At 70.6% G+C, this 14,404-nt stretch carries 14 protein-coding genes; 13 read left to right on the top strand and 1 reads right to left on the bottom strand.

The genetic code is table 11. From position 1 onward, the window contains the following. Positions 1–914: 914 nt before the first annotated feature. The gene (locus JQN83_RS11320) at positions 915–1,340 is read right to left on the bottom strand and encodes a winged helix-turn-helix transcriptional regulator (protein ID WP_208567048.1); all 426 of its coding nucleotides are present in this window, start codon (positions 1,338–1,340) and stop codon (positions 915–917) included. A 112-nt stretch (positions 1,341–1,452) separates the two neighbouring features. Here JQN83_RS11320 and JQN83_RS11315 point away from each other — a divergent pair, with 112 nt between their 5' ends. From JQN83_RS11315 to JQN83_RS32975, 13 genes are all read left to right on the top strand, one after another. After that, positions 1,453–2,265: an alpha/beta fold hydrolase gene (locus tag JQN83_RS11315; protein WP_307799176.1), complete on the top strand. Its 813-nt coding sequence runs from the start codon at positions 1,453–1,455 to the stop codon at positions 2,263–2,265. Between the two features lie 526 nt (positions 2,266–2,791). Further along, the gene (locus JQN83_RS11310; RefSeq protein ID WP_208567047.1) at positions 2,792–3,565 is read left to right on the top strand and encodes a hypothetical protein; all 774 of its coding nucleotides are present in this window, start codon (positions 2,792–2,794) and stop codon (positions 3,563–3,565) included. A gap of 99 nt (positions 3,566–3,664) precedes the next feature. After that, the gene (locus tag JQN83_RS11305; protein ID WP_208567159.1) at positions 3,665–4,117 is read left to right on the top strand and encodes a SitI3 family protein; all 453 of its coding nucleotides are present in this window, start codon (positions 3,665–3,667) and stop codon (positions 4,115–4,117) included. A gap of 411 nt (positions 4,118–4,528) precedes the next feature. Then, a complete protein-coding gene (locus JQN83_RS11300; protein WP_208567046.1) occupies positions 4,529–4,816 on the top strand; it encodes a pilin in 288 nt (95 codons plus the stop codon). An 11-nt stretch (positions 4,817–4,827) separates the two neighbouring features. Continuing rightward, positions 4,828–5,736: a conjugal transfer protein TrbL family protein gene (locus JQN83_RS11295; RefSeq protein WP_208567045.1), complete on the top strand. Its 909-nt coding sequence runs from the start codon at positions 4,828–4,830 to the stop codon at positions 5,734–5,736. Between the two features lie 47 nt (positions 5,737–5,783). Continuing rightward, entirely contained in the window at positions 5,784–6,674 is an 891-nt protein-coding gene (locus JQN83_RS11290) for a PrgI family protein (protein WP_208567044.1), read from the top strand. Continuing rightward, positions 6,671–8,422, top strand: coding sequence for a VirB4 family type IV secretion system protein (locus JQN83_RS11285; RefSeq protein WP_244252206.1), 1,752 nt, complete (start codon positions 6,671–6,673; stop codon positions 8,420–8,422). The genes JQN83_RS11290 and JQN83_RS11285 overlap by 4 nt, the downstream gene beginning before the upstream one ends. Continuing rightward, a complete protein-coding gene (locus JQN83_RS11280) occupies positions 8,419–10,872 on the top strand; it encodes a type IV secretion system DNA-binding domain-containing protein (RefSeq protein WP_208567043.1) in 2,454 nt (817 codons plus the stop codon). The genes JQN83_RS11285 and JQN83_RS11280 overlap by 4 nt, the downstream gene beginning before the upstream one ends. 211 nt (positions 10,873–11,083) lie before the next feature. Further along, the gene (locus tag JQN83_RS11275; RefSeq protein ID WP_208567042.1) at positions 11,084–11,929 is read left to right on the top strand and encodes a replication-relaxation family protein; all 846 of its coding nucleotides are present in this window, start codon (positions 11,084–11,086) and stop codon (positions 11,927–11,929) included. Between the two features lie 305 nt (positions 11,930–12,234). Continuing rightward, positions 12,235–12,924: a hypothetical protein gene (locus JQN83_RS11270; protein ID WP_208567041.1), complete on the top strand. Its 690-nt coding sequence runs from the start codon at positions 12,235–12,237 to the stop codon at positions 12,922–12,924. An 80-nt stretch (positions 12,925–13,004) separates the two neighbouring features. Then, positions 13,005–13,730, top strand: coding sequence for a hypothetical protein (locus JQN83_RS11265; protein WP_208567040.1), 726 nt, complete (start codon positions 13,005–13,007; stop codon positions 13,728–13,730). A gap of 14 nt (positions 13,731–13,744) precedes the next feature. Then, positions 13,745–13,936: a hypothetical protein gene (locus JQN83_RS32980; RefSeq protein WP_244252205.1), complete on the top strand. Its 192-nt coding sequence runs from the start codon at positions 13,745–13,747 to the stop codon at positions 13,934–13,936. A gap of 29 nt (positions 13,937–13,965) precedes the next feature. Next, entirely contained in the window at positions 13,966–14,319 is a 354-nt protein-coding gene (locus JQN83_RS32975; RefSeq protein ID WP_244252204.1) for a hypothetical protein, read from the top strand. The last annotated feature ends 85 nt before the right edge of the window (positions 14,320–14,404 follow it).

Raw genomic sequence — 14,404 nt, 5'->3', positions numbered from 1 at the left:
GCCACTCTAAAGTCTGCCCGCGTTCCGCCCCGAACCCAGTACGCGTCCGGGTTGAGGTGGCACGTCCGGTACGGTTGCCGGGTCTGCGCGTGAGGTCCGGCATATTGCCCTGACGAGGTCGAGGCGTAAATCGGCCGCTACTGACGCGAACCCGAAGCGAATGTCCAGTTAGGGGGTTTTTCGCGATTTGGTACGCGTGGCTGCGCTGGTCGCGTGTGGGGTTCAGTCCGTTCCCCCTCCGCCTCCGCCTCCGGTGTCGAAGTTCGCAGCGTCTCCATACGCGGTGTTCTCCGCGATGGCGGCGGAGTGCCGGTCGGGGACGCCCCGGCCTCGGTGGAAGGTGTCACGATCAGGGCGCGGCGAGTCGCGGCGTATCGATCGCATGGCGGCCCGCGCGGCCGCCGCCTTCTCCGCTGGGCTCGGCGGCCGACGACGTCGGCGCTTGAAGGTCAGGACCGCGATTCCCGCCGCAAGCGCAATGCCAGCGGGTAATAGATACCAGCACATGTCACCACGGTAGAAGCAGCTCGCACCTGGTCGCAGAACGCTCCCACCTTGTCGCGTCCGCGTTCGACTTGGCCGGCAACCCGCGCGTCGTCGGCACTTCGTGGAGGTCGGTCGGCACCAAGCCAAACCGCGTCGCTGGCCGCGTGGCCCGCAGCCGCTGGTCGATCGGGAACGAGTGTCCCCCGGTTCCGCGACGGCACCTGCGACGAAGATCGATCCCGGGCCGGCACCGGCACCGGCACCGGAGCATGAGTCAGGGCTGCCCTGCGTGACGCCGCCCTGCCCTTCACCAGCGTCAGCGGCATCGCCGCCGCCAAACCGACATCACCCCCGCGGCAGCACCCTCCCACTCGCCCTGCTCGGCATCAGCTATGACTTTGCCGGGGCACTGAGGCCCACCCCCTCACCTACTGGTCGTGGCGAGCCTTGATCGCAGCCGTACGCAGCGTATCGATCGCGCCCATGTTCAGCTCGGCCCAGCGTTTGAGCTCGCGTAGCGGACCGACGAGCGTGTCGCCGAGCGCTGTCAACGAGTAGTGCACGGCGGGCGGACTCGTGGGTTCCACCCGGCGGTGGGCGAGGCCGTCGTCTTCGAGTTGACGCAGGGTGTGGGTGAGCATCTTCTGGGACACACCCGGCATGCGGCGGCGCAGCGCACCGAACCGCAGCTCCTCTCCGTCGGCGAGCAGCAACACGATCATGACGGTCCACTTCGATCCCACCCGGTCGAGCAGCAGCCGCGTCGGGCAGTTGGCGTCGAAGAGGTCACCGTGCCGTTCGGTGGTTACCTCAGGGTGACCAAGCGTGCCTGACGTGCCTTCTTTCGTGCTCACCCAAGCTCTCCTATCGTTCTCAGGTAACCAATGGTAACTAGGAGTCGTGATGAGTCGTGCCGCCCGGGTCCACCGTTCGACGATCGAAATGATCCAGCTCGACGATCTCCGAGTGAGCGTGCGCCGAGCCGGTGCCGGAAGCCCCGTCCTGTTGCTCCATGGGTTTCCACACACCAAGGAGATCTGGCGGGAGGTGGAGCCGCTGCTGGTCGCCGCAGGCCATGAAGTGCTCATGCCCGACCTACGTGGCACCGGCGACACCGAGCGGACGGCAAGCGGCTACGACGCCGCGAGCCTCGCGACGGACCAGGTCCGCCTCCTCGACGCGCTCTCCCTACAATCGGCGCACATCGTCGGCTTCGACGTCGGCGCCGCGCCCGCATTCGCGCTCGCCGCCGCCCACCCGGATCGGGTACTCAGCCTCACCATCGTCGAGGCGGTCATCAGCGGACTCACCGGCGCGGAGGCGTTCCTCGGCTCCGGCGGACCATGGTGGTTCGGGTTCCACCAGACACCGGGCGGCCTCGCCGAGAACGTCCTGAGCGGCGACGAGGACCGCTACGTCCGCTTCTTCCTCACCATCGGGTCCCGCAGCGGGGTCCCGGAGGACCTCGCACGGCACTTCGTCCGCGCCTACACGGGACGAGACAGCCTGCACGCGGCCTTCGCGCACTACCGCGCGATGCCCACCAACGCCCAGTGGAACCGTTCCTGGGCCGAGCACGGCCGACTGACCATGCCCGTGACAGCCGTCGGCGCCTCAACGGTGGGAGACGCCACCGCGCGCCAACTCACGCTGATCGCAGACCACCTCGACCAGCACCTGCTCCCGCACAGCGGACACATCGTCCCCGTCGACGCCCCCGACGACCTCGCCTCGATCGTGGCGGCGACCGCGGCCCGGGCGACATCGGCTCGCACCTGACCGCGGCCGAGGCGAGCAACCCCGCCCAGAGATGGTTGCCGGACTGAAACAAGGCCGGTGTGGGGCAACGACTGCACGAGGTGCTGCCGGTTGCCGATCAGCTGGACACGTGCCGGGTGATGGTCGACGGCTCGCATATTCGGGCGCTCAGGGGCAACCCGGAACCGTTACGAGCCCGGTTGACCGCCACCAGCCAGGCTCACAACACCGCCTCATCACCGACGCGCCGGATCAGAGGCACTCGTGGTCGACTCCGGCAACGGGCCGAACGCCTCTACGCCGGCACCGGACGGTCGGCGTCGTCGGGTCCCCCTTCGGCGAGCATCGGCAGTCGGCAGCAGGTGGCCGGGGCGCGCAGGGACCTCGGCGTCGGTGGGCCGTGTGTCGTGCCGAGCAGCGAACCTGTCATGGGCTCACAGGTCCTGTCGCGGTCTGACAAACCGCGTCCGGTGTCAGGTCCTGCTGACCCAATCGGTGGTCTCGGTCCCCGCAGTCAGCGAGGGGCCACCTGTCGAGGGGCATCTGCATGACTGCGACCGTCCGTTCCCGTGGCGCCGTGACGGCGCTGACCACCGCCGAGTCGGCGTTCGCGTTGTTGACCTGTGAGCCCGCACCGTTGGTGTTCGATGCCCGTCCGGTGCCGGGCCTGCCGGATGTGCTGCTGCCGCTGACCGAGTTGCGGGTGTTGCTACGGTGCGAGCGTTTCGACAGCGACACCACCGACGGGTTGTGGCGGCAACTGGCGCAGCATGCCCGCGAGTGGGGTCCGGCGTGGGTGGTGGGAGCGATCGGTGTCGCATTGCCTGCGTTGACGCATCTCGCGGCGAAGATCAGTCGTGGTCGGGCCCGGCATGCCGACGATGTGGACTCCGAGGTCCTGGCCGGTTTCCTGCAGGCGCTGCGTACGGCGGACCTTGCCGCGCCCCGGTTGTGGCTACGGCTGTGCTGGGCGGCGTGGCGGGCGGGTGCCGCAGTCGTCAGGGCCGATGACGGTGAGGAGTTGCCGGCGGATGTGCCTACCGGGTCGCGGTTGCCGCGGATGCCGTACGGGCATCCGGATCTGCTGCTCGGTCGGGCAGCCGCCGCCGGTCTGATCAGCGGGGAGGCCGCCGAGTTGATCAGCGTGACCCGGTTCGGTGACGCGTTGATCGAGGAGTTGGCGGTGGAGCGGGGTGTGACAGCGGCGGCGCTGCGTATGCGTAGGCGGCGAGCGGAACGGGTGGTGGCCGCTGCCGTCATCCGAGGCGACCTGTCCAGCGGGGTCTGCATGTCCGGTCGTCGTGCAGCCGTCGCGGTCTGACCGCAGCGCGTGGTCGGTGCCCCGGCAAATGTGCTGGGCAGCGGCCGCAATGCTGCAGTGATGACCAGATCATCTGGCGTGGCGGAGAGAAGGACGGCGATGGGCGTCGAGTTCCGGCTGGTCCTGGCTGGTGATCCTGCCGTCGGCGAGGTCGCCGCCCTCACCGCCGCGACCCGCGACGAGACCCCGCAGCCGACGTCGAACCCGCGCCTGTTCACCGCCCGCCTGTACGACCAACGGGGCTACGCCGTCACCGTCCGCCCCGGCACCCACGGCTACTACGAAGCCGAAGCCGACGACGACGCGCGTTGGGAGTGGGAACCCGCCATCTACGTCAACGTCACCTTCTCGATGCGCGCCGACGACCTGGCCGACAAGGGCATCCCGAACATGCTGTCAGCGGTGGCCAGGGTACTGGCCGCTCGGTTCGAGGACGCCGCCCTGATCCAGGACGGCACCTATCTGCTGCTGACCCGCGCCGACGGAGTCGTCGGCCTCCACCGCAGCACCTGGTGGGACCACTACCATCTCCGTCACCTCTTCACCGCCTGAACCGGGCTTCCCGGCCACCGCCGCCCCTGCGCACCGGTCTCATCCGCATGCGGCGAAGTAGGTCCGCAGGTGAGTGGAGACATCACCGAATAGGCATCGACAACCCTCGGGTCTGTTCGGTGTGCCGGGCCCGGGCCCCTGTTGATCGGTTCGGTCAGGGCGTGACAGGTCTGCGGTGGGTTCGATCGGCCTGACAGTCGAGATCTGGGTGGTGCATGTCATCCACGGCATGCCCGCCCGGTGGGGACCACCTTCGGGGCGGCGAGGTCCACGGTCCGGCACGGTCGGCGCGGCGTACTGACACCGCTGTCCCCCCTTTCACTGGTATGGGAGGAGCGCCCCCACCGGAGCACCGGCCTCGTCTTCCGGTCCCCACCTGGCGGCCCCGCAGACCCGTTGTGGAGCGCCGCCATGCACCTCACGTTCTTCGTGTTGTCCGACCTCGCTGCGTCGCCGCCGTTGGCGGTGAACAGCATCAACCAGGTCATCGCGAACATCACCGGTTGGATCATGGGCATCATCGCGATGGTCGCGACGATGTTCCTGGTCATTGGTGGCCTGCGCTACATGTCCGCCGGTGGCGATCCGGCGCAGATCGAACAGGCCAAGGCCAACTTCAAGTCTGCTCTGGTCGGCTACGCCCTGGCGGTGTTGTCGCCGGTGATCCTGCAGGTGCTGCAGGGCATCCTCGGCGGCTGAGGCCCGCGGTCATGGCCACGTGGCTGATGGACGACATGGTCGGTTGGCTCGCCGGGAAGGTCGTCGACCTTCTCGGTGCTCTGCTGGCGTTCCTGACGTCGTCGTTGTTCGTCTCGCCGGACGTCACCGTCCTGCCGCAGGTCCAGTCGATCGCCGACCGCAGCGCACTGGTCGTGAGCGCCTGTTTCGTCCTGGCGATCATCGCCGCGGGCGTCACGGTGATGGTCGGTGACGCGGTGGAGACCCGCTACCAGGTGAAGCAGCTGTTGCCGCGGCTGGTGGTCGGGTTCGTTCTGTCGGCGTTCGCGGTCCCGGCGACGGGGGCGCTCATCGATGTGGCGAATGCGCTGACGGTGTCGATGGTCGGGGTGTCCGCACCGACCACCGAGGCGGTGACGTTCGTGCGGGCGCGGCTCACGTCGGCGATGACCGATCAGAGTGCCGCCCTGCTGACGGTGGTGATCGGGCTGCTGATCGTCGGGTTGCTGTTCACACTGGTGGTCAGCTGGCTGGTGCGGATCGGGGTGCTGGTCATCCTGGTCGGGATCGCCCCGGTGGCGTTGGCCTGCTACGCCACCCCCTGGACGCAGGGTGCAGCCGAGTTGTGGTGGCGCAGTTTCCTGGGCTGCCTGGCCACGCCCACCCTGCAGGCGGTCGCGTTCTCCACCGGCATCCACCTGTTGACCGATCCGGAGTCGAACCTACCGATGCTGCTCGGCCTGCCCGGCTCCGACGCCCTCAACCTGCTGCTCGTGATCGTCGTGCTCTGGACCACGGTGAAGATCCCCGGGCTGATGGGGCGTTTCGTCACCCGACCCGGTCGCAGCCCGAACATCGTCGGGCTGGTCCTGCGCACCGTCACCCTCCAGGGGATGACCCGTGGCCTGGGTCGCCTCGCCCCGGTCCGCCGCCCGAGATAACCCACCGCCCCGCCCGCCTGGTCGGGCCGTATGCCTGGGAGAGGCACATGAACAACTCTGATGAAGGCAGCCCGCACGCTGTGGTTCCGGCGAACATCAACGAACCCGACCGGATCGCGTTCGGGTTGACGTTTCGGCAGCTCGGCATCATCGGCGGCACCGGCCTGGCCGGATTCGCCGCCTACCGCACCTACGGTCCGCTGCTACCGCCGGTGGTGTGGATCATCGCCGGGATCGTCGGGTTCGCCGCCGCGACCGTGGTGGCGTTGGGTCGCCGCGACGGCCTACCCCTGGACGTGTGGCTACGCCACGGCGTGATGCTGCGCCGCAGCCCGCGCATCCTGACCCCGGGGGCGGCCCGGGCCAGCACGGTCGCGGTGGTGGCCGGCACACCGCCGGTGCCGGCCCCACTGCGGTCCCCGGTCACCGCGGTCAGCCCGAGCGGTGTCCTCACCTGTGAGGGCAGCGACAAGGTGCTGATCGCCTGCGGCACCACGAACATTCACCTACGTACCGGCGGTGAGCAGAGCGCACTGCTGGACGGGTTCGGTCGGTTCCTCAACGGGCTGACCGGGCCGGCGCAGATCGTGGTCGCCGCACAACGGCACGACCTGACCGACTACGCGCAGGCGACCGTCGAGCATGCGCCGCGGCTGCCGCATCCGTCGTTGCGGGCGGCCGCCGCCGACTACGCCGATTTCCTGGTCGACCTGGACAACACGCGGGATCCGCTGCGCCGGCAGGTCCTCGCCGTCGTCACCGGCGCACACGCCGACACGGCTGTGCGCGCGTTGTCCGGGCTCGGTGTTGACGCCACCGCCCTGGACGGGCCGGCCGTCGCTGCCGCGCTCGCGGGCGCGGTGGATCCGTTCGCTGCCCCACCGTCGGGCCCCCGCGCGGTGCCCGGCGTCCCGATCACCCTACGGAGCACACCATGAAACGACCCACGATCACGATGAGGAACACCGCGGGTGGGGACCCGATGCCCTCCCCCGCCGCCATATCGGTCAGCCCGGGACATGTGCAGGTCGGTGACGGTTATGCCGCCACCTATGTGCTCTGCGGCTACCCCGCCGAGGTTGGTCCGGCGTGGTTGGATCCGCTGCTGTCCTATCCCGGGCGGGTCGACGTCGCGGTGCACCTGGACCCGGTGGTGCCGCAGCTGGCCGCGCCGATGCTCAAGCGGCAACGCGCCCGCCTGGAGTCGTCCCGTCGTCTCGACGCCGACCGTGGACGTCTCGACGACCCGATGGTCGAGGCGGCAGCCGCTGATGCGGCCGGTCTCGCCGACCGGGTCGCCCGCGGCGCGGCGAAGCTGTTCGACGTCGGTATCTACGTCACCCTCCACGCCCGTACCCTCGACGAACTCGCCACCGTCACCGCCGGTGTGAAGGCCGCTGCCGCGGGGGTGCTGCTGGAACTGCAACCGGCGACGTTCCGCCACCGGCAGGGCTGGATCGCCACCCTTCCGGTCGGGGTGGACCCGCTGCGGATGCGCCGCATCCTGGACACCACCGCCCTCGCCGCCGCGTTCCCCCTCGCCTCACCGGACCTCGCCGCCCCGGCCCCCGGCACCGTCACCCCACCCGACGGGGTGCTGTACGGGGTGAACACCACCAGCAACGGGGTGCTGATCTGGAACCGGTGGGCGCAGGACAACCACAACTCCGTCGTCCTGGCCCGCTCCGGAGCCGGCAAAAGCTACTTCGTCAAACTGGATGTCCTGCGCAACCTGTACCGGGGCACAACCGTCAGCGTCATCGACCCCGAAGACGAGTACGCGGCCCTGGCCGACCACGTCGGCGGCACCGTCATCGCCCTGGGCCGGCCCGGCGTCCGCCTCAACCCCCTCGACCTGCCCGCCGACACCCGCCCCGACACCCTGACCCGCCGCGGCCTCTACCTGCACACCGTCATCGCCGTCCTCCTCGGCACGCCACCACCACCGGCCGAACGCGCCGCCCTCGACCGGGCCATCACCGCCACCTACCACCGCGCCGGCATCACCGGCGACCCGACCACCTGGACCCGACCCGCGCCGCTGCTACGCGACCTGGCCGACACCCTGACCGCCGACGACGACCCGGCCGCCCGGCAGCTCGCCACCCGGCTGGCCCCGTGGACGGTGGGGAACTTCGCCGGCCTGTTCGACGGGCCGACCACCACCACACCGGGCGGGCACCTCGTCGTGTGGTCGCTGCGGCGCCTACCCGACGAACTGCGCACCGTGGGGACCCTGCTGGCGTTGGATGCGATCTGGTCGGGCATCGACACCCCGGCGCCCGGGCCGCGCCGGCGGCGGCACCTTGTGGTGGTCGACGAGGCGTGGCTGCTGATGCGCGACGGGGAGGGCAGCCGGTTCCTGTTCCGGATGGCCAAAGCCGCCCGGAAACGCTCCGCCGGGCTCGCCGTCATCACCCAGGACGCCGCCGACGTGCTGTCCACCGACCTCGGACTCGCCGTGGTGTCCAACGCCGCCACCCAGGTGCTGATGCGCCAGTCCACCCAGTCGATCGACGCGGTCAGCGAGGCGTTCGGTCTGACCGCGGGGGAGTCGCGGCTGCTGCTGTCCGCGTCGCGGGGTGAGGGCCTGCTCATTGCCGGCGGCAGCCGCATCCCGTTCCGCAGCGTCGGATCGGCCGCCGAACACACCCTCGCCGTCACCGGTATCGGGGAGGCCGCATGACGACCACATCGTGGCCGGCGGACCTTGCACAGTGGGTCCTTGCCCGGCCGTGGCTCGGTGTCGTCGCCGCTACCGCGATAGTCGCTGCGGTGCTCAGCTACGACCAGGTGCTCGCCTGGCGGCATCGCCGGTTGACCTCCGGGGCACGCTGGTTGACCATCGCCGCGCCCCCGGAGGTCACCGCAGAGTCCGCTGCCGTGTTCTGGACCCTGATGGTCGGTGCCCTGACCCCACCGGCGTGGCGGCGACGGGTGTTCGGCTACCCGCACGTCGGCTGGGAGTACACCTGGACCGGCCGGTCTCTGACCATCCGGGTGTGGGTGCCGGCAACGGTGCCGCTGGGGGCGGTCGAGGCCGCCGTCCGCGCCGCGTGGCCCGCCGCCACCCTGACCGTCAGCGACACTGCCGCGCCGATTCCCACCGACGTCGGCGTGGAGGTGGGCGGGGCGTACTGGCCGCAGCGTGGCGACGGGGTGCCGCTGCGGACCGTGCACGACACCGACCCGCTGCGGGCGTTGCTCGCCGCCGGGGCCGAGGTCCGCCACCGGGAACACGCCTGCGTGCAGATCCTCGCCCGCCCGGCGTCGACGCGCCGGGTCCGCGCCGCCCGCCGCGCGGCGGCGACCGCCGCCACCCACCCCCACGGTCGACCGGACCCGGCCGCCCGGGCGGTGTCGCAGGTAGCCGGAATGGCGGTCGCCCCGGTCCTGTGGTTCCTCGACGTGTTCACCCCCGGGCCGTCCCGACCGCGCACCCCTGCATCGGGGGTGCGGGTGGCGGAGCGGGACCCGGTGGCCACAGCCGACGCCCGGACGGTCGTGGAGAAGGCGGTGCGGGTGCCGCACGTCGAGATCGCCGTACGGTTCGCCGTCGCCGCCGACGACAGCCCCACCGACACCGACCGCGCGGCGCAGCTACGGGCGCGTCTGATCGGGCTCGGGCACACGATCGCGACGGCCGCCGCCGCGTACACCGGCCCGAACCGGCTACGGCGGATGAAGATGCCGCAGCCGGTCGCGACACTCGCCGGCCGCCGGCTACGCCGCGGGTTCCTGGCGACCGTCCCGGAACTCGCGGCCCTCGCCGCGCTGCCGCAGGACCTCGCGGTGCCGGGCCTGGACCGGGCACGCGCCAAGGCCGTGCCGGCGCCGGTGCAGGTGCCCTCCGGTGGACGGGCAGTGAAGGTGCTGGGCCGCTCCCAGCTCGGCGGTCACAGCGTCGGGTTGACGGTGGCCGACGCCCGGCAGCACGTGCACGTGGTCGGCAAAACCGGCGTCGGTAAGTCCACGCTGCTGCTGAACATGATCCTCGCCGACATCAGAGCCGGCCGGGGAACGGTCGTGGTCGACCCGCGTGGGGACCTGGTCACCGACATCCTCGACCGGCTACCCGCCTCCCACGCCGACAAGATCGTCATCATCGACCCCGACCAGGAGAACCCGGGCTGCTTCAACCCCCTCGACGACCAGGGTGACCCGCACCTGGCAGTGGACAACCTCGTCGGGATCTTCGCCAAGATCTTCGCCGGGCAGTGGGGGCCACGCATGGACGACACGATGCGGGTCGCGTGCCTGACGCTGATGCGGCACGCGAAACCCACCCTGAGTCTCGTGCCGTCGCTGCTGCAGGACCGCCAGTTCCGGGGCCGGTTCACCCACGGCCTGGACGACCCGGACGGCCTCGGCGGATTCTGGCTCTGGTACGACGGCATCAACGACCAGTTCCGCGGACAGGTCATCGCCCCCGTCCTCGCCCGACTCCGGGCGTTCCTGCTGCGGGACTTCGTCAAAAGCGTCATCGGCAACGCCCACTCCTCATTCGACATGGGCCGGGTCCTCAACGGCGGTGTGCTGCTGTGCCGCCTCCCCAAAGGTGTTCTCGGTGAGGAAACCAGCCGCATCCTCGGATCGCTGATCGTGGCCCGGGTATGGCAGGCCGCCATCGCCCGCGCCAGCATCGCCGAGGACCGCCGCCGCGACGCCGTCCTCTACATCGACGAATGCCAGAACTTCCTGACGCTGCCCGGCAGCATCGGCGACATGCTCGCCGAAGCACGTGGCTTCCGCCTCGGCCTGGTCCTGGCACACCAGGACCTCGCCCAACTCCCCCGGGACGTGGCGGCGGCGGTGTCGGCCAACGCCCGGTCGAAGCTGTTCTTCACCGTCGACCCGGCCGATGCCCGGGAACTGTCCCGCCACACGAAGCCCGAACTCGACGAACACGACCTCGCCCACCTCGACGTGTACACCGCTGCCGCCCGGCTGCTCGTCAACAACCGGGAGCTACCCGCGTTCACCTTCACCACCCACCCGCCGACGCCGGTGATCGGTGCGGCGACCGCGATCCGGCAGGCCTGTGCCACCGCCCACACCCGCGCCGACGGCGAACCGCCGATGCAGCAGCTCGCCCGCACCGCGATGAAGCGACGGATGACCTCCCGCGACCGCTGACCGCCCGAGGGCCTGCGCGTTCGGGGGCTCGACCGGGTACGGCATCGGGGGCTCGTTTGGGGGTGTCCACGACACGAGCCCCCAACCGAGCCCTCACCACCGGACCTGTCAGGTGCCCCACCTGCGCACACCGTGGCGTCAGCCCACACGACAGCACGATCAACTCATCCAGACTCCCTACGGGATTCTCTCTCCACGGGGTGACCCCTTCATGCCCACACCACGTTCTCCCGGCCTGCTGTCCCTCTACCCGCACATCACCGCCCGCGACCGGACCCTGCTGCACCTCCTCGACGACCACCAGGTCCTCACCACCGACCAGATCCACCGCCTGCTATTCCGAGCCCGCCGCACCTGCCAGATCCGCCTCGGTGAACTCGCCAACCTCGGACTGCTGGACCGGTTCCGGTTCGCCCGCACCGGCGGCGGCAGCCAACCCTGGCACTGGACCCTCGGCCACCAGGGACACCGCTTCCAGGCCGCCGCCCACCGACGCCCGGAACCCACCCTGCGGGCAACCCGCCAGGCCGTACACCGCCTGTCGGCCAACCCGCACCTGACCCACCTGCTCACCGTCAACGAGTTCTTCGTCCGGCTCACCACCCACACCCACCACCATCCGGAAACCCACCTGGACCGGTGGTGGTCCGAGGCACTGACCACCCGCCAGTTCCGCACCATTACCGCCGACGGGCACGGACTGTGGCGCGTCAACGACACCACCGTCGGGTTCTTCCTGGAAGCCGACACCGGCACCGAACCCCTCACCCGGGTCATCACCAAACTCGACCGATACGCGCAGCTGACCCGCCGCGGCGGCCCCCGCTACCCGGTGCTGTTCTGGCTCGGCAGCGAACGCCGCGAGGAGCATCTGCACCGGCACCTGACCGACGAGGTGCCATGCGCGACCGCCACCCACACCACCGACCCCGCCGCGGCGGTGTGGCTTCCTCCCGGCGCAACCGCCCGGATCCCTCTCACCATGCTGCCGAGCGACCATGGGCATCCGGTGGCGGACAACCCGAACTTCGACGACGACGGACTCTTCGTCGTCTGACAACCCCTGACAGCCACCCCACGTTGCTGTCGGCGCAGCTCAACGCATGATCGTGCTTCCTGACAAGGCTGGTGCTGTCAGGTCACCGCGCTACGGTGCAGCTTCTTCTTTCTGCTCGCACCACCGCCCGTCTGTCCCCTTTCCGGACCTGCCCCGCGCCACGGGATCACCCCAGCCCACCCTCCCGGTCGGCCCGTGATCCCCACCCGCACCCCCAGGCAGCACCCCGCCGCAGACGCCGCACCCCGGTGACCCCACCCCGCACACCACCTCACCCTGCCCTGTCGCGAAGGGAGCACTCCGCCATGCCCACCCCCACTGCCCCCACCGGCCACGTGATCACCGTCTGCTTCACCCCCGGCGTAGACGCCGACTGGTTCGCCGCCTCGGAGAAGGTCCACGACCTGCTCCACATCAACGGCACCCCCACCCGCCGCTACCAGGTCCGCCACCGCCCACTGATCGGCTGGCTGACCCGATTCTTCGGCTACTGGCTGCTCGACGCCGCCCGACGGTGCGGCGCGGTCACCCTCGCCGCCGGAGGCCGCAAAAGCCGCCTCGACCTGACCGGCACCGCCGCCCGCGCCGCCCACGACGCCGCCCTGCGTTGGCGGGCCTGGAACACCCACATCGGCGCCACCACCACACCGGCCCGCCCCTTCGAGGACTTCCTCGCCCAACACCACATCGCTCCGAGCACCGTCACCCTCTACGAGGCCCGCCGACGCTTCGAGCTGCAACCCCGCGTCCTGGCGATGCTCGCCCACACCTTCGACCCCTACGAACTGTCCCTCTACCAAGCAGGGGAAGCGACCTACGCCGGACTGCACTGGCGCACCGCACTCATCGGCGACGCCCTGATCACCACCGACGGCCGCCTGCTCACCCCCGCCACCGACTCCGTCGCCGACCAGTTCCGCTTCCTCAACGAAGCCTGCGCCTACCTACGCGCCCTACGCCCCGACGCCCGGCTGTGCGCCATCGCCACCGCCTGAACCCCCACACGCCCCCGAAGGCCGGTCACCGCCCCACGCGATGACCGGCCTTCGCCATCCCCCTTGTAAAGGAGACCCCGATGTTCCTGACCGACCCCGCACTGCGACGTATCGCCGCCGACACCAACGACGTCCTACCCGAACACCTGTGGCGACACGACACCGCCACCCTCGACCCACTCGGCGACCTCGCCCGCCTCCTACACCGCACCGCCCGCGACTTCACCGACAGCACCACCACCCTCGACCACACCCTCACCCGGCTCGGTGCGCTCGCCGACACCACCCGACACCAACTCACCTCCCCCACCGACAGACCCCTGACCGGCTCCCCACACACCCTCACCGACGTCCTCACCGCCCACGAACGCCACCGCCTCCTCGGCACACTGCTCACCGCCTGCTACCGCGCCTGGCGCAGCCACCGGCCGATCAGCGCCACCGACGAACGGCACCTGCTGCTGCAGCACAGCGACCCCTCGTGGGGCGTGGCCACGCTGCGCCGCCACCCCGACGACACCTGGCTGGTAATACCCGACGCCGAAGCCGCCACCGCCTTCGACATCCCGTACGCCGACCGCATCGTCGGGGAGATCACCGACACCGACCAGGGGTGGACACCAACCGCATACACCGACCCCCGACACCGCAACGGCCCGATGGCGTACCCGCTGCCCGACTGCGACGAACTGTCCACCGCCTGCCGGACGCTGCTGCGCTGGTGGCAGCTGCGCCACTCCGACGCATGGCGCAACCGCACCCCCGCACAGCTCACCCCCACCGAACTCGCCCACCTCACCAGCTGACCCGGGGACACCTGATGCCGCACCTCGACCCGGTCAGCCACTGGCTCACCCTCACCACCGGCCGCACCCTCGACCAACACGCCACCGACCCGGTCCCCGCCGCCGCGCACCTCCCCGACGCCGCCGCACCCTGCGGCACCTACGCACCGAACCGCACCTCGCCGCCGATGACCTCCGTACCCGGCTCATCAACACCGACGACCTGACCGGTCCCACCGCCACGGTCACCGGCGTCGTGCAGACCATCACCGACCTGGGCCGCGAGTACCGGCAGGCCCGCGACCGCGTCGACACCCTCATCGCCGACACCACACGGACCCTCTATGCGCAGACCCACGGGGGCCGGGTGGTGCAGCGACGCTATGTCAACCCCGGCGACACCGTCCTGGTCGTCCTGCCCCACACCGACCCCTGCCGCCGACTGCACCTCGCCGGCCACACCACCCACGTCACCGTCGGCAGCTGCGACGCCCGGCTGCGACCGTCCGGCAGCGTCCACCCGCTGCGACTCACCCACCCCGACGCCGGCATCTACCGCGACCCGACCACCGGACGCCTCTACATCCTGCGCACCACCACCGGCCACTGACGCCGCCGACGAGCCCCACGCCACCCGTCGGGTCGAGCACCACGGCACGGCAGCCCGGGCCCGTGCCCGCCGCTGCCCACAACCC

Origin of the sequence: Micromonospora antibiotica (genome assembly GCF_017599305.1) — a bacterium.
In the GTDB taxonomy this organism is placed as follows: domain Bacteria; phylum Actinomycetota; class Actinomycetes; order Mycobacteriales; family Micromonosporaceae; genus Micromonospora; species Micromonospora antibiotica.
This window is presented reverse-complemented; position numbering and strand designations above follow the sequence as displayed.